Origin of the sequence: Bacteroides ovatus (genome assembly GCF_001314995.1) — a bacterium.
GTDB classification, from domain to species: Bacteria; Bacteroidota; Bacteroidia; order Bacteroidales; family Bacteroidaceae; genus Bacteroides; species Bacteroides ovatus.
The window spans coordinates 6427051-6441130 of sequence record NZ_CP012938.1; the positions used below are offsets into that span (position 1 = coordinate 6427051).

Sequence of the window (14080 nt, forward strand, 5' to 3'; positions counted from 1 at the left end):
AAAGATATGCTTAGAAAGATAAATATATTAATAGCTTTAACCCTTCTGATAATAGGAGGGTTAGAGGCACAGAATCATTCGGATAAAATAATTGCGAATCTACAGAAGCCTGCAAGTAATTCAGTTTTAGTTGTTTCTCATCGAGCTGACTGGCGTAATGCTCCGGAGAACTCCCTGCAGGCTATCCAGAATTGTATTGATATGGGGGTAGATGTAATTGAAATCGATCTGAAGAAAACCAAGGATGGACATCTGATTTTGATGCATGACAAGAAAATTGATCGTACTACAACAGGAAAAGGTTATCCGGCAGACTATACATTGGAAGAATTACGTCAGTTCCGTTTGAAAAGTGGTACAGGGCATAAAACAGCTCATTTGATACCGACATTGGAAGAAGTAATGTCATTATGTAAAGGTAAGATCCTTGTTAATATTGATAAAGGCTATGATTACTTCAAAGATGTATATGCTGTTTTGAAAGAAACAGGAACTGTTCAGCAATGTATTATTAAAGCCGGACTTCCTTATGAACAAGTCAAGGCTGAAAACGGTGATGTATTGGATAAGGTAATCTTCATGCCTATTGTACAACTTCATAAAGACGGGGCGGAAGCTGTCATTGATAGTTATCAGACACATATGAAACCTGCTGCTTATGAATTAGTGTTTGATAGTGACAGTCCGGAGATTCTTAATTTGATAAAGAAAGTACGTAATACAGGCTCTAATCTTTTTATAAATTCGCTTTGGCCCGAACTATGTGGCGGGCATGACGACGACCGTGCAGTAGAACTTCATCAGCCGGATGAAAGTTGGGGGTGGATAATTGGCCAGGGAGCCAAGCTAATTCAAACAGACCGCCCAGCTCTATTATTAGAGTATCTACGCGAAAAGAAACTTCACGACTAAACGCACTTTCTTCATGTTGAAACAACTAATCAATTTTTACAAGGTCTCTTCGCCGAGACCTTGTAACGGAGAAGCTTTGTCTTCATCCGATGCTCGCCGTCTGAAGTTTCTGAAATGGTCTACTTTCCTTTCTGCGACTTTTGGTTACGGTATGTATTATGTGTGCCGTCTTAGCCTGAATGTCGTAAAGAAACCTATTGTAGATGAAGGCATTTTTTCGGAAACAGAGTTAGGCATCATAGGTTCCGTATTGTTTTTCACCTATGCCATCGGAAAATTCACGAACGGTTTCCTTGCCGACCGTAGTAATATCAACCGTTTTATGACTACCGGTTTATTGATAACTGCTTTGGTTAACCTCTGTCTCGGTTTTACTAATTCTTTTATCCTGTTCGCTATCCTTTGGGGGATTAGCGGCTGGTTTCAATCTATGGGAGCAGCCTCTTGTGTAGTAGGGCTTTCTCGTTGGTTCACGGACAAAGAGCGCGGTTCATACTATGGCTTTTGGTCTGCGAGCCATAATATCGGCGAAGCGTTGACTTTTCTGATAATAGCCTCAATTGTCAGTGTGTTGGGCTGGCGGTATGGTTTCTTCGGAGCCGGTATAGTGGGATTGATAGGAGCGTTGATAGTCTGGAAGTTCTTCCATGATACTCCCGAAAGCATGGGGTTCCCTTCGGTGAATGTTCCCAAACAGAAAAAGGAAATGAGTGAGACAGAAACGGCTGATTTTAATAAAGCACAGCGTCAGGTATTGCTGATGCCTGCCATTTGGATACTGGCTCTTTCGAGTGCTTTTATGTATATCAGTCGTTATGCTATCAATAGTTGGGGCGTTTTTTATTTGGAAGCTCAAAAGGGTTACTCCACCTTGGATGCCAGTTTTATCATTTCTATTTGTCCGGTCTGTGGTATAATTGGTACTATGTTTTCAGGTGTTATTTCTGATAAGTTATTTGGTGGACGTCGCAATGTTCCTGCGTTAATTTTCGGATTGATGAATGTGTTTGCTCTTTGTTTGTTTCTCTTAGTTCCGGGAGCTCATTTTTGGATAGACGTGTTGGCAATGGTTCTTTTCGGTTTAGGTATCGGAGTTTTGATCTGTTTTCTGGGTGGTTTGATGGCAGTGGATATTGCTCCCCGTAATGCTTCGGGTGCTGCATTGGGAGTAGTCGGTATTGCCAGTTATATCGGTGCCGGATTGCAGGACGTGATGAGCGGTATTCTGATAGAAGGGCAAAAAACGGTTCAGAATGGCGTTGATGTTTATGACTTTACTTATATCAATTGGTTTTGGATTGGTGCTGCTTTGCTTTCGGTGTTGTTTGCTTTGCTGGTATGGAATGCAAAATCAAAAGAAGTGGATTAAAGTGAGTACATTAGGTTAGAATATAAGTCTTTGTTTTCGAGGTATTAGACACCATTCCGGGAAGTAAGTAATGATTGCTTATCTTTCTGGAATGGCTTTTTTATAATCAATTAAATAGAAAGTTTTATGGAAAATTCATTGAATGATGAATTATTGTGTTCATTGAAAGATGAACTTCGTGAAGTAACCGCACAAATCAATGTGCATAGTGAAAAATTAATGGATCTGCTCGACCAAAAAAAAGAATCGTCGGTCAACTGACTCGAGAGATGTCGCATCTCCCGCCTGTCATCATCGAGTATCGGGGAAATCCGAAGCAATATGTCTCTGTTGTGCTCGATGCCATCAATCAGGGTAGGTTGACGTATGACGGAATAGCAAATTGCGAACAGACTTTTCGTGCGTTAGCAAGCGTTGTAGATGTGATAAGCCCTAAGAATGGGAAAACGCTTAGTGTAGAGACGCTGGTGTCTTATGAGAAGAAAAAGCGTGCTGGAGAATTTGAGGAAAAATAATATAAAATAAAAAGACGATTGTTGTATAGTTGAACAACAATTCGTATATTTGCAGTATGGAAAAGAAACGTAAGATCCGTACATACGGAGGTTACTTTGAGGCTTTCATGGAGACTTTAACCGAAAAGGAACAAGATAAAATCCAGTATGGACTACTCTTGTTGAAAACACAAGAAAGACTCTCCACTAAATTTGTAAAATTTGTTCAGGACGGAGTTTTTGAACTTCGTACAGAATATAATGGTAATATATACCGGGTATTTTTCATTTTTGATGATGGAAATATTGTAGTGTTGTTTAATGGCTTTCAAAAGAAGTCGCAAAAAACACCGGGTAGTGAAATAGATAAAGCATTAAAAATAAAGGAGGAATATTATGCAGATAAACAATCATCAAATAGTAGATTATGACGCTGTTCTTGATGCGAAATTTGGAGCAGAAGGTACTCCCGAACGTGCGGAAGCAGAAGAAAAAGCGTATGCTTTCTACACCGGGCAAATTATCGAAGACGCAAGGAAAAAGGCTAAGATTACTCAAGCAGAATTAGCCCGGCGTATCGGTTCCGATCGTTCTTATATTTCAAGAGTGGAAAGTGGTCAGACAGAACCTAAGGTTTCTACTTTCTATCGCATCATGAATGCGTTAGGTTGTAGGATCGAATTTTCGATGTCTTTATAAGAAGCGAATCTTTTTTATCCATAATTGCGAATATCGGAATATAATTTTGAAAATTGGAATTATATTCTTATTTTTGTTGCATGATAAGTGAGTAACTAATGAGAATATTTACAGAACAAGCGTTAAGAGAATATGCAGAGGAGCATCCCGATTCAAAAGTTGCTTTGCAAGAATGGGTTACTATAGTAAAGAAAAGTGAATGGGCTTGTTTCGCTGATATAAAGAAGACCTTTAATAGTGCCGACAGTGTAGGTAACCAGCATTATGTTTTCAATGTTAAAGGGAATAATTATCGCTTGGTAGTAGTGGTGAAGTTCACTGTAAAGTTTGTATATATTCGCTTTATTGGTACTCATAAAGAATATGATAAAATAGATTGTGCTAATATTTGAAAATATGACAAAGATAGAAAACCAAAACCAGTATGAATGGGCTGTAAAGAGAGTGGAGGATCTTCTTCCGTTAGTGAAGGATGATACTCCTTTGAATGATCCTAACAGCATCGAGTTGGAACTTCTTTCTAATCTTGTTGCCGATTATTCAGAGGAACACTTTTCTTTGGGAGAACCTTCGCTTGTGGATGTTCTGAAGCTTCGTATGTACGAAATGGGGCTCAATCAGAAATCACTGTCACAACTGATAGGAGTTAGTCCTTCGCGTCTTAGTGACTACATTTCCGGAAAATGTGAGCCGACATTGAAAGTGGCTCGTGAAATAAGTAAAAAGCTGAATATTGATGCTAGTATTGTGCTAGGAGTATAACTTCGATTCAGATTAAAAAAAACATGGTGGGAAATTTGAAAAAGATAACTGTCTTTTTCAAATTTCCCACCGTTTTTTTGAGGAAGAAAGAGGAAGAAAAAGGAAAAAGGTGAGGGTAGGTGAGGGTAAATTTCTAACATTCGTATTTTTTTTTTTAGAAGAAAATAGAAGAATAGAAATAAGAAATATAAAAATGAAAAGTTGCAAAAGTACCCTCACCAACCCTCACCTTTTTGCGTGCGAAGGAGATGAAATCTTATTCATATAGCCTGTTTGATTTCACCTGTTCCGCATCAATAATGAATACAGCGTATCTTCTCCCGTTTTTTCCCTTATGAAATTCGAAGCCGTGTTTGGACATCACTTTTCCCAGTTGGGCTTTGGTTCCGTGAGAATATTGATATCCCGTTCGTTCGCGAATCAATTCCGCAATTTCAGTGACCGTCAGATAATGCACCTTTTCGAAACGTTCCGGTTTGCGGATATGTGTCAACACCAGTTCTTCTTCCGGTGAGTGGAAAATGAAATCCTCGTTGTTCTCTTCAATCCGTGAGTTTTCCGATTGGGTGAACCAATACTGATACCCCGGCTTGTTGAGCAGATACTTGATTTGTGCATACAACTGCGCGTAGTTTATTTTGATAAACTCCATCGAGTCGACATGAAAGCAGAGAAAACGGCGGTTACCTGTGGTGTCGTGAAGCACTTCCTGGTAATTGCATGTGCCGGCAAAAGAAGCCGTATGAGGAAAGTTCTGCGAACGCCGCGCGTATGGCAGGCGGATGCTGATTACTTTGCGGGTGACTAAATCCTTGAAGATATTCAGTTCCCGTCCGCTCATCCCTTCAAACTCATCCAGATTGATAAGCATCGCCTGCGCTATTTTAGCCAGATCATCCTTGTTGCTCGGGTTGATAAGACCGGTAGAAAGATAGGCGCGCAATTCGGGCGGCAGCAGGTTGTTGATAAACGTAGTCTTTCCGATGTTCTGTATTTCGCTGCAAAGCAACAAAACAGTGTGGTTCACCACATCATCTTGTGTGGCGGCAGCGCACATTCCCACCAGATAACGTTCCAGACATTCTACCCAAAATTTCTGGTGACTAGTATGCACGCTGTTGGCAAGGATACCGATATAATCCGTTCCGTCCCATTCAGGCAGCGAGTCTAAATACTCGCGAATAGGATGGTAGGTGATGCTGAAGTCGGAGTAGATCAGATTCTGAATCGTCTTGACGGTGCACGAATAGCCCAGTTCGTTCATCTCCATCCAAATGCTGTTTTCCATCATTTCGTCGAGAATATGGAAAGGTTCCGGTTGCTCCGTGTCCGTTTTCCTTCTGCGATATTCCATGATATGAAGCACTTCGTTGTAGCGTGTATCGTAATTTTCTTTGATATGTTGCTCAATCTGTAACATTCGCTTCTGCGTACTATTCAGCTTGCGGGTGTCGAATTCCTCGTTGTGTCCGTAAGCACTCCCGATCAGTGCGTCCATTTCATCCGCGGGAAGATCGGTGAACTGGCTCTTGATAAAAGCTGCCGCCTCTTCCTGGGGGACGCCGTAGCGATTGTACATACAAGCCAAGCAATGCAGGTAGTTGTTCCGGTTGCCGGTGACGTACTTTTCGGATTTATTGTGATAATAGTTCAGAGTCACCATTAAGGAAGCGTGCGAGGAATGGTAGTTGAGGGCCACTTGTTCGGTGAGGGGATTGTTGTCTGGTGCTGTCGTCTTTTTCTTTTTGCCGGATGCCCTTTTCTTCTTTTGAGACTTGAAGAACATCGGTGGCTGTTCCACGATGACAGCTGTGGCATCGGGATTGAAATAAATATCCGGATCGTAAGAGAACAGGCAAGTGCGGCTAACATCCTGCCCGGAAGTGTCGACCTCAACTCCGCAGAGCTGGGCATAAAAGGAAGCGATTTTGTGATAAGCAGCATGATGGAAATCTTCAATTTCCTGAATTGTTTCGGGCAATGTCCCGTCTGTCCGGCATACACGTACCACGATTTTCAGTCCCATTCCTTTGGGGCTGATGAAAGCGATGCGGGTGTGGGCACACTTTTTTGCCAGTGCGAGGATGCGTGCCAATGCTTCCTGTGTCTGATGGTCGATGTCTACCACGATGTATCCCAGATACTTGACGAGAGTTGCGTTTGAACGTCCTCCCCGGTAGTTGGCTGAAAAGGTGATTTCCGGTAGTTCTATTTTCTTTTCGTTGGCTGCTTTCTCGCCTTGTTCCGCGAAGATTCGGCGCACGTCCTCCACCGTTTCCCGGTATGTGCCGTTGCTGATGGCCGATACGATTTCTTCTTCTGTCATTTCGGCTATAACGCGGTAAAAGTCTTGAAAGATGGTAAAATGATCCATGTTGGTTTGTTCTTTTTAATTTGCGGTTGCAAAGAAATTTGTTTGTAAAATAATAGAATGGAACTTTTCGTTTTTTTGATTAAGTTCTTAGGGTTCTCCCAAATAGCGTATGATCGTTGCCACCTGCCGGGGAGAGAGAAGGCGGTTGCGGGCACGATAGCCTTCTTGTTCGAGTTCTTGCAGGAGCGGAAGGTTGTAGACAATCCAACGACGTAGTATTTGTAAGGCTACTTTGAGGCATACGTTGGGGTTGTAAAGATGAGCTAGTTCCGACTTTTTATAAGTGCGGATAAGAAATGGCTGGTCCGGATAATACATGATGAATGATGTTTGGTTTATGCTATAAAGTTACTGAAAATTAATGGTTTATTAAAAGAATAACGTCATTATTATTCATAGAGTATCAGGAAACTTCGTTGGGGAATCCGGAGGATGGAAAATGTGTTATCTTTATGTCGTTAACAAATAAGGAACGCGTTCGAAATGTGTGAAATCTTAAAATTATTTTATTATGGCAATGACAGTAACTTATTCAGTAGTGCCGCGCAAGAATCCTGCCAAAAAGGATGAGTCGGCAAAGTATTACGCGCAGGCACAGGCTTCGGGAGAGTTGGATTTTGAAGAGTTGTGCGAAGGAATCACCAGTCGGTCTACCTGTACGGAGACAGATGTGCGTGCCGCCATTTCGGGTATTCTTTATGAGGCGAAGCGTGCGTTGAAAGCGGGAAGAATAGTCCGGTTGGGTGATTTGGGCAGTTTGCAGATCGGGTTGAACAGTGAAGGAGCTGTGTCGGTCAAGGAGTTTTCAAGTTCGCTGATTACGGCTGCCCATATTATTTTCCGTCCCGGAAAGACGTTGGCGGACATCACGAAGATTCTTAGCTACCAACAAGTAACGACGCGTGCGGTGATCCAAACGGGCGGTAGCGGCAATGAAGGAGAAGACGATGACAAAGGTTCCGGTGGTGGTTCAGACGGTGGTGGAAGCGGAGAAGCTCCGGATCCGGCAGCATGATAACTTTAATATTAGATCAAATGAAAGAAATTGTAACTAAGATTTTGGATGTAATCATGTTCCTTGTGCCTTTCTTCGGAAAAAGAAAGCGGAACAGAATTGTGAGAGAGGTGCGCTTCAATGCTACCCATAAGGAAGTGTGTAATGTGAAAACGACGGAAAGGGAGAAGGACGATGAGAAAGATTAGTCTGATTGTGATTCACTGCTCTGCTACCCGTGTCGATCGCGACTTCACGGCGAAGGATGTGGACACTGCCCATCGCTTTCGGGGCTTTTCGTGTTGGGGGTATCATTATTATATCCGCAAGTCGGGACAGATAGAACCGATGAGGGATGAAGATACGGTGGGTGCTCATGCACGCGGTTTTAATGCGATTAGTTTAGGGGTGTGCTATGAAGGCGGGCTGGATGAGAACGGAAAGGCAGCAGATACGCGTACTTCCCGCCAGAAAGAGGCGATGCATCGCCTGGTAAACGAGTTGTTGCAGCGTTATTCGGAGGCAAAGGTGGTCGGTCATCGGGACTTGAGTCCTGACACCAATTATAATGGAATTGTTGACCCTTGGGAGCGGATCAAAGAGTGTCCCTGTTTCGAGGTGAAAGCAGAGACATGGTGATTTTTATCCTATTTATTACTGTGGTGGTTAATTGACCACCACAGTAGTGAAATACTCTTTAAATACCTCCGCAGCTTTTTCAAGTTGTTCGGGGGTATTTTCTTTTACGTCTTTCAGCTTGTATTCCTGCTCCATCGCTTCATACTTATGTACGCCTAATGTATGATAAGGCAGGATTTCCACTCGTTGCACCATCTTATATTTTCCCAGAGCTTCTCCTAAACGGCGGATGTCTTCCTCGAAATCGCTGTATCCGGGCACTAATACATAACGCAGCCAGAAAGGTTTCTCGTTTTCTTCCAGCCATGCTGCCGTGCGGATGGTTTGCTCGTTACTTCTTCCGGTCAGTGCTTGATGGCGTGCCGGATTGAACTCTTTAATATCCAGCAATACAAGATCCGTCAGTTTGAAAAGTTCTTCAACTTCTTCGTTCCAGATACCGCCGTTGCTGTCTATGCATACATGTATTCCCTTTTCTTTCAGTTCACGCACTAAAGGGACTAGTGCTTTGGCCTGAAACGTAGGTTCTCCTCCGGAGAAAGTGACTCCTCCGCGTTTCCCGAAAAAAGGACGTTGGCTCATAGCCATGCGGACGATTTCTTCCGGTGGGGTAGGTGTGCCTCCTTTTCCGGCTATCGTGTCGGGGTTGGCACAATACAGGCAGCGGAAATTGCATCCTTGAAGAAAAACGACGAGCCGTAAGCCCGGCCCGTCGAATGTTCCCATACTTTCGTATGAATGTACGTTTATCGTCATATTGAGTAGATCTGATTACATACGTTCGTGGAAGCTACGGCTGATTACTTCCAATTGATGTTCGCGGCTCAACTTCACGAAGTTTACGGCATAACCGGAAACACGGATGGTGAGTTGCGGATATTTTTCCGGATGTTCCATGGCATCGTAAAGCATTTCACGGTTCAGTACGTTCACGTTCAGGTGGTGAGCGCCTTTGGTGAAATAGCCATCCATCATTGTCACCAGATTTTCTACGCGATCCTCTTCAGTAGCTCCCAGTGATTTGGGGACGATGGAGAAAGTGTTGCTGATACCGTCCTGTGAGTCGCGGTAACGTAATTTCGCTACGGAACTCAAAGAGGCGATGGCACCGTTCTTGTCACGTCCGTGCATAGGGTTGGCTCCCGGAGCAAAAGCGACACCTTTGGCGCGTCCGTCGGGAGTAGCACCTGTCTTCTTGCCATACATCACGTTGGAAGTGATGGTGAGCAAAGATAAAGTAGGACGGGCATTTTTGTAAACCGGAAGTTTCTTCAATTCTTCGCTGAAGAAATAGACCAGGTCAACACCCAGGTGGTCTACCTTGTCGTTGTCATTACCGAAGCAAGGGAATTCGCCTTGAATATCGAAACCTTCTGTCAGACCGATGTCATTGCGGCGTGCGGTCACTTTGGCATATTTGATGGCCGACAGTGAATCGAGGGCGATAGAAAGTCCGGCTACACCATAAGCAAGGTTGATGCGTGGGTTGGTATCTACAAGAGCCATTTGGGCTTTTTCGTAGTAATACTTATCATGCATATAATGGATGATGTTCATCGCTTCGTTGTAAACACGGGCGATTTCCGTCAATACCTTCTTGTAGTTGCTCATTACTTCTTCGAAGTTCAGTGTGTCGCTGGTTAGTACGGGGATATTTTTCACCATTACCGTACCGGTGTTTTCGCAACGTCCGCCGTTGATGGCAAGCAACAGGGCTTTTGCCAGGTTGCAACGTGCGCCGAAGAATTGGATTTGTTTTCCGATTTCCTGATAAGATACGCAGCATGCGATTCCGTAATCGTCAGACTGGCGCACTTCACGCATCAGGTCGTCGTTTTCATATTGGATGGAAGAAGTGTCGATAGATACTTTTGCGCAGAATTCTTTGAATCCTTCCGGCAGTTCCGGGCTCCACAATACAGTCAGGTTCGGTTCCGGTGAAGGGCCGAGGTTGTAGAGTGTTTGCAGGAAGCGGAAAGAAGTCTTTGTCACCTTCGTGCGTCCGTCGTTGAGGCGTCCACCCAGGGATTCGGTTACCCATGTCGGGTCGCCGGCAAAGATGTCGTTGTAAGATTGCATACGCAGGTGACGCACCATACGCAGTTTGATGACAAACTGGTCGATCAGCTCCTGTGCGAAAGATTCTGTGATGGTTCCTTTGCTCAATTCATATTCCATATAAATGTCGAGGAACGAAGAGACGTTACCTAGTGACATAGCAGCACCGTCTTGTTCTTTTACGGCAGCGAGGTAAGCCATGTATACCCATTGTACTGCTTCTTGTGCGGTGTAGGCAGGACGGCTCAAGTCGAGTCCGTAGTATTCGCCCATTACCTTCATGTCCTTCAATGCCTTGATTTGCTCTGCCACTTCTTCGCGCAGGCGGATGCGGGCATCGGTCATCGGACCGGTAAGGTTACGCAAGTCTTCTTTTTTTGCCTCAATCAGTCGGTCGATACCATAGAGAGCCATACGGCGGTAGTCGCCGATGATACGTCCGCGGGCATAGTTGTCAGGAAGTCCGGTGAGGAATCCCAGAGAACGGAACGAACGGATTTCTTCGGTATATACGTCAAATACTCCGTCATTGTGTGTCTTGCGGTAGTGAGTGAATATATCTTTTACACGGTCGTCCACTTCCACGCCGTTTTCGTGGCAGGCTTTGCTCACCACGTTGATACCTCCGAAAGGTTTGATTGCACGTTTCAGAAGTTCGTCTGTTTGCAGACCGACGATCAGTTCGTTTTCTTTGTCGATATATCCGGCTTTATGAGAAGTGATGGTTGAGACGGTGACATTATCCAGTGAGCGTACTCCGTTATTGGCTCTTTCTTCTGCCAGTGCTTCGAGGCAGCGGTTCCATACAGCTTTTGTGCGTTCGGTAGGTCCTTCGAGGAAAGAAGCATCTCCGTAATACGGAGTGATGTTATGACTTACGAAATCTCTGACATTGATTTCAGTGCTCCAAAGACCGTCTTTAAAGATCTTATTTAATTCCATAAATGATAAAATTAGAGGTTGTAGTTATCCTTTTCTTTAGAGCGCACAAAGTTACAACGTTTTTTCATATAATCAGCATAAATATGCTCTATTTTATGCTTTTCAACATAAAATACCTAGATATTGCTATTCTTTGGAAATGATGTTCGTGATTTTTTTTTGTGAAAACTCTTGTATGTTTAAAATATATTCGTACCTTTGCACCGCTTTTAACGAAAAGCACTTCTGATAAAGAAGTTTTGGAGAGGTGGCAGAGTGGTCGATTGCGGCGGTCTTGAAAACCGTTGTACTGCGAGGTACCCGGGGTTCGAATCCCTGTCTCTCCGCTAGAAAGCAGCTTTTTGCTGCTTTCTGTTTTTATGGAGAGTTTTTTCTCTAGTTGGTAATTGTAAGGAGAGGTGCTCGAGTGGTTGAAGAGGCACGCCTGGAAAGCGTGTATACCCCTAAAGGGTATCACGAGTTCGAATCTCGTTCTCTCCGCATCATTTTTTTACATTTTAATATTAATGAACGGCTGTTTTGACTTATCAAGGCAGCCGTTTGTTTTATATTGTTTTCGGGAATTCGGTTATTCCAATTCTTCAATAATCTTCTTTACATCTACCGGTTGTAATCGACCATATACCTTCTCGCCGATCATCACTACCGGAGCCAGTCCGCAGGCGCCTACACAACGCAGACAGTCTAATGAGAACTTTCCGTCCGGGGTAGTGTCACCGACTTCGATACCTAATACACGTTTGAACTCTTCCAGCAGTTTTTCTGAACCACGTACATAACAAGCTGTACCCATGCAAACAGAGATGGGATGTTTTCCTTTGGGAGTCATGGTAAAGAAAGTATAGAAAGTGACGACACCATACACTTTCGATACGGGAATTCCAAGTTTGGAAGCGATAATCCGTTGCGTTTCCTCGGGTAGATACCCTTGCAAATGCTGTGCCTCATGCAAAATATTGATAAGTTCGCCCGGTTTGTTTCCATGCTTGTCGCAGATCGTTTTGATTTGCTCTGCCATGTCACAGGCTAGTTTGATATCTGACATAATACTCTTCATTTAAAAGTTAATCAATCGCTTTGTTGAAATAATGCGTATGCAGGAGAGTTTCCGATTTCTCACCTAGCGGTTTGCCGAGATAATCCTCGTATAATGTCTTGATATACGGATTCTCGTGCGATTTGCGCAAAGGTTTGTTGGCGTCTTCACGGTAAAGTGCGTTGGCGCGTGCATAGAGTATTTCCGAGTTGCCGTGATGCAAAGGCTGCCCGCCGCCACCGATACAGCCTCCGGGGCAAGCCATAATTTCGATTACATGATATTCGTTATGTCCGTTCCGTATATCTTCCAGTAGATGACGAGCGTTGCCTAGTCCGTGTGCGATGCCTACTTTTAATTCAAATCCGTTTAGGTTAATGGTAGCACGACGGACGCCATTTAGTCCGCGTACCTGTTCGAAATTTACATTTTTCAAAGGTTCTCCGGTATAGATTTCATAGACAGAACGGAGGGCGGCTTCCATTACACCACCTGTTGTTCCGAAAATGACACCGGCACCTGTCGATTCACCCATCGGGTTGTCGAATGGGCTGTCCAGTACGAGAGGGAACCCGATATTGGCACGTTTAATTAGTCGTGCCAGTTCACGGGTAGAGATAGAATAATCCACATCGGGGATACCGTTCACTTTGAATTCATCACGTGCACATTCGTACTTTTTAGCCAGACAAGGCATGATAGATACGACAACCAGTTTTTCTCTGGGTATGCCCATTTTCTCCGCCCAATAGGATTTGGCAATGGAACCGAACATCTGTTGTGGGGAGCGGGCGGTGGACGGAATGTCCAGCATGTCCGGGAAATGATGTTCGAAGAAGTTGACCCATGCCGGACAGCAGGAAGTCAGGATAGGTAATCGTACGGATTTATCTCCGTTGAGATAGCGCGTCAGACGGTTTAGTATTTCCGATCCTTCTTCCATGATGGTGAGGTCGGCGGCAAAGTCAGTATCGAATACATAGTCGAATCCCAGTTCACGCAGTGCATAAACCATTTTTCCGGTTACCAGTGTGCCGGGAGGAAAACCGAATTCTTCGCCTAGGGCAGCACGTACGGCAGGGGCTGTTTGCACAATCACCACTTTATCCGGGTTAGCTAAGTCGTCGAGCAGGTGGTTCGTATAATCGCGTTCGGTCAGTGCACCTACCGGACAGACAGCTACGCATTGTCCGCAATAGGTACATTCGCTTTCCGTCATCATCCGGTCAAAGGCAGGGGCTATCGTCGTGTTGAATCCGCGACGGATGGCACCGAGCGCACCGACTGTCTGAACATCGTTACAGACACTTTCACAGCGGCGACAGAAAATACATTTATCCATGTTGCGCACGATGGAGGCAGTGATTTCCCGCTTGCGGGGAGAGAGCTCGCCTCCATTGAAAGGCATTTCGCGGATATTAAAGCGTAGCGCTAATGTCTGAAGTTCACAATTGCCACATTTGGGGCAGGTGAGACAGTCGTTGGGATGATCCGACAGGATAAGTTCGGCTACCACTTTGCGTGCGTTCATCACACGTAGCGTACTGGTTTTTACTACCATTCCTTCTGTGCAACGGGTAGCGCAGGCAGGAGCCAGATTGCGCCGTCCCATCACTTCAACCACACAAATACGGCAGGAAGCCGGATTATTTTTTATACAGGTTCCTTTCAGGTCGATATGACACAGCGTAGGTATATTGATACCGATTTTGATAGCGGCTTCAAGAATAGTGCTTCCCTCGGGCACAGTGATGAAATGACCGTCTATCTGGAGAGTAATTTGTTTTTCTTCCATAGTAAA

17 protein-coding genes and 2 tRNA genes are annotated in these 14080 nt (G+C 44.3%); 13 read left to right on the forward strand and 6 right to left on the reverse strand.

Going from position 1 to position 14080, the window contains the following annotated elements; genetic code table 11:
- Positions 1-6 precede the first annotated feature (6 nt).
- From Bovatus_RS24310 to Bovatus_RS24340, 8 genes are all read left to right on the forward strand, one after another.
- On the forward strand, positions 7-912 hold the full coding sequence (locus Bovatus_RS24310) for a glycerophosphodiester phosphodiesterase family protein (protein ID WP_004302292.1): 906 nt from the start codon (positions 7-9) through the stop codon (positions 910-912).
- Between the two features lie 13 nt (positions 913-925).
- On the forward strand, positions 926-2281 hold the full coding sequence (locus Bovatus_RS24315; RefSeq protein WP_004302293.1) for an MFS transporter: 1356 nt from the start codon (positions 926-928) through the stop codon (positions 2279-2281).
- A gap of 126 nt (positions 2282-2407) precedes the next feature.
- Positions 2408-2542, forward strand: a complete 135-nt coding sequence (locus Bovatus_RS25785) for a hypothetical protein (RefSeq protein WP_004302294.1) — start codon at positions 2408-2410, stop codon at positions 2540-2542.
- Positions 2543-2550: 8 nt separating this feature from the next.
- Positions 2551-2796, forward strand: coding sequence for a hypothetical protein (locus Bovatus_RS24320; RefSeq protein WP_004302295.1), 246 nt, complete (start codon positions 2551-2553; stop codon positions 2794-2796).
- Positions 2797-2852: 56 nt separating this feature from the next.
- Positions 2853-3206, forward strand: a complete 354-nt coding sequence (locus Bovatus_RS24325) for a type II toxin-antitoxin system RelE/ParE family toxin (protein WP_004302296.1) — start codon at positions 2853-2855, stop codon at positions 3204-3206.
- Positions 3172-3474 (forward strand): helix-turn-helix domain-containing protein, encoded by a 303-nt coding sequence (locus Bovatus_RS24330; protein WP_004302297.1) that lies wholly within the window; start codon positions 3172-3174, stop codon positions 3472-3474. Before Bovatus_RS24325 ends, Bovatus_RS24330 begins: the two co-directional genes overlap by 35 nt.
- Positions 3475-3572: 98 nt before the next feature.
- Complete coding sequence (locus Bovatus_RS24335) at positions 3573-3866, forward strand: type II toxin-antitoxin system HigB family toxin (protein WP_004302298.1); 294 nt, start codon at positions 3573-3575, stop codon at positions 3864-3866.
- A 4-nt stretch (positions 3867-3870) separates the two neighbouring features.
- Complete coding sequence (locus Bovatus_RS24340; protein ID WP_004319691.1) at positions 3871-4236, forward strand: helix-turn-helix domain-containing protein; 366 nt, start codon at positions 3871-3873, stop codon at positions 4234-4236.
- A gap of 256 nt (positions 4237-4492) precedes the next feature.
- Here Bovatus_RS24340 and Bovatus_RS24345 read toward each other — a convergent pair whose 3' ends face one another.
- Positions 4493-6610, reverse strand: coding sequence for a virulence-associated E family protein (locus Bovatus_RS24345; RefSeq protein WP_004302302.1), 2118 nt, complete (start codon positions 6608-6610; stop codon positions 4493-4495).
- An 87-nt stretch (positions 6611-6697) separates the two neighbouring features.
- A complete protein-coding gene (locus tag Bovatus_RS24350; RefSeq protein WP_004302304.1) occupies positions 6698-6928 on the reverse strand; it encodes a DUF4248 domain-containing protein in 231 nt (76 codons plus the stop codon).
- Positions 6929-7121: 193 nt separating this feature from the next.
- Here Bovatus_RS24350 and Bovatus_RS24355 point away from each other — a divergent pair, with 193 nt between their 5' ends.
- Genes Bovatus_RS24355 through Bovatus_RS24365 form a run of 3 tightly spaced genes read left to right on the forward strand, consistent with a single transcriptional unit; the run spans position 7122 to position 8243 of the window.
- The gene (locus Bovatus_RS24355; protein ID WP_004302305.1) at positions 7122-7625 is read left to right on the forward strand and encodes an HU family DNA-binding protein; all 504 of its coding nucleotides are present in this window, start codon (positions 7122-7124) and stop codon (positions 7623-7625) included.
- A complete protein-coding gene (locus tag Bovatus_RS24360) occupies positions 7622-7813 on the forward strand; it encodes a hypothetical protein (RefSeq protein WP_004302306.1) in 192 nt (63 codons plus the stop codon). The genes Bovatus_RS24355 and Bovatus_RS24360 overlap by 4 nt, the downstream gene beginning before the upstream one ends.
- Complete coding sequence (locus tag Bovatus_RS24365; protein ID WP_004302307.1) at positions 7800-8243, forward strand: N-acetylmuramoyl-L-alanine amidase; 444 nt, start codon at positions 7800-7802, stop codon at positions 8241-8243. Before Bovatus_RS24360 ends, Bovatus_RS24365 begins: the two co-directional genes overlap by 14 nt.
- Before the next feature lie 27 nt (positions 8244-8270).
- Here Bovatus_RS24365 and pflA read toward each other — a convergent pair whose 3' ends face one another.
- Both pflA and pflB read right to left on the reverse strand, forming a co-directional pair.
- On the reverse strand, positions 8271-8999 hold the full coding sequence (gene pflA, locus Bovatus_RS24370; protein ID WP_004308786.1) for a pyruvate formate-lyase-activating protein: 729 nt from the start codon (positions 8997-8999) through the stop codon (positions 8271-8273).
- A 15-nt stretch (positions 9000-9014) separates the two neighbouring features.
- On the reverse strand, positions 9015-11243 hold the full coding sequence (gene pflB / locus Bovatus_RS24375; RefSeq protein ID WP_004302311.1) for a formate C-acetyltransferase: 2229 nt from the start codon (positions 11241-11243) through the stop codon (positions 9015-9017).
- 241 nt (positions 11244-11484) lie between these two features.
- Here pflB and Bovatus_RS24380 point away from each other — a divergent pair.
- Together Bovatus_RS24380 and Bovatus_RS24385 are read left to right on the forward strand one after the other, a co-directional pair.
- Positions 11485-11569: transfer RNA gene (locus tag Bovatus_RS24380), tRNA-Ser, on the forward strand.
- Positions 11570-11635: 66 nt separating this feature from the next.
- Positions 11636-11723 (forward strand) — tRNA-Ser (locus tag Bovatus_RS24385).
- Positions 11724-11811: 88 nt separating this feature from the next.
- Here the strand turns inward: Bovatus_RS24385 and nuoE are convergent.
- On the reverse strand, positions 11812-12288 hold the full coding sequence (gene nuoE / locus Bovatus_RS24390; RefSeq protein ID WP_004305841.1) for an NADH-quinone oxidoreductase subunit NuoE: 477 nt from the start codon (positions 12286-12288) through the stop codon (positions 11812-11814).
- 19 nt (positions 12289-12307) lie between these two features.
- The gene (locus tag Bovatus_RS24395; RefSeq protein ID WP_004302318.1) at positions 12308-14074 is read right to left on the reverse strand and encodes an NADH-dependent [FeFe] hydrogenase, group A6; all 1767 of its coding nucleotides are present in this window, start codon (positions 14072-14074) and stop codon (positions 12308-12310) included.
- Positions 14075-14080: the final 6 nt, after the last annotated feature.

What these genes read in the sequence shown, in the direction of transcription:
- Bovatus_RS24340 (WP_004319691.1), top strand. Translation starts at nt 3,871, where the DNA reads ATGACAAAGATAGAAAACCAAAACCAGTATGAATGGGCTGTAAAGAGA.
- Bovatus_RS24335 (WP_004302298.1), top strand. Translation starts at nt 3,573, where the DNA reads ATGAGAATATTTACAGAACAAGCGTTAAGAGAATATGCAGAGGAGCAT.
- Bovatus_RS24320 (WP_004302295.1), top strand. Translation starts at nt 2,551, where the DNA reads ATGTCGCATCTCCCGCCTGTCATCATCGAGTATCGGGGAAATCCGAAG.
- Bovatus_RS24365 (WP_004302307.1), top strand. Translation starts at nt 7,800, where the DNA reads ATGAGAAAGATTAGTCTGATTGTGATTCACTGCTCTGCTACCCGTGTC.
- Bovatus_RS24330 (WP_004302297.1), top strand. Translation starts at nt 3,172, where the DNA reads ATGCAGATAAACAATCATCAAATAGTAGATTATGACGCTGTTCTTGAT.
- Bovatus_RS24350 (WP_004302304.1), bottom strand. Translation starts at nt 6,928, where the DNA reads ATGTATTATCCGGACCAGCCATTTCTTATCCGCACTTATAAAAAGTCG.
- Bovatus_RS24360 (WP_004302306.1), top strand. Translation starts at nt 7,622, where the DNA reads ATGATAACTTTAATATTAGATCAAATGAAAGAAATTGTAACTAAGATT.
- pflB (WP_004302311.1), bottom strand. Translation starts at nt 11,243, where the DNA reads ATGGAATTAAATAAGATCTTTAAAGACGGTCTTTGGAGCACTGAAATC.
- Bovatus_RS24355 (WP_004302305.1), top strand. Translation starts at nt 7,122, where the DNA reads ATGGCAATGACAGTAACTTATTCAGTAGTGCCGCGCAAGAATCCTGCC.
- nuoE (WP_004305841.1), bottom strand. Translation starts at nt 12,288, where the DNA reads ATGTCAGATATCAAACTAGCCTGTGACATGGCAGAGCAAATCAAAACG.
- pflA (WP_004308786.1), bottom strand. Translation starts at nt 8,999, where the DNA reads ATGACGATAAACGTACATTCATACGAAAGTATGGGAACATTCGACGGG.
- Bovatus_RS24325 (WP_004302296.1), top strand. Translation starts at nt 2,853, where the DNA reads ATGGAAAAGAAACGTAAGATCCGTACATACGGAGGTTACTTTGAGGCT.
- Bovatus_RS24310 (WP_004302292.1), top strand. Translation starts at nt 7, where the DNA reads ATGCTTAGAAAGATAAATATATTAATAGCTTTAACCCTTCTGATAATA.
- Bovatus_RS24345 (WP_004302302.1), bottom strand. Translation starts at nt 6,610, where the DNA reads ATGGATCATTTTACCATCTTTCAAGACTTTTACCGCGTTATAGCCGAA.
- Bovatus_RS24395 (WP_004302318.1), bottom strand. Translation starts at nt 14,074, where the DNA reads ATGGAAGAAAAACAAATTACTCTCCAGATAGACGGTCATTTCATCACT.
- Bovatus_RS25785 (WP_004302294.1), top strand. Translation starts at nt 2,408, where the DNA reads ATGGAAAATTCATTGAATGATGAATTATTGTGTTCATTGAAAGATGAA.
- Bovatus_RS24315 (WP_004302293.1), top strand. Translation starts at nt 926, where the DNA reads ATGTTGAAACAACTAATCAATTTTTACAAGGTCTCTTCGCCGAGACCT.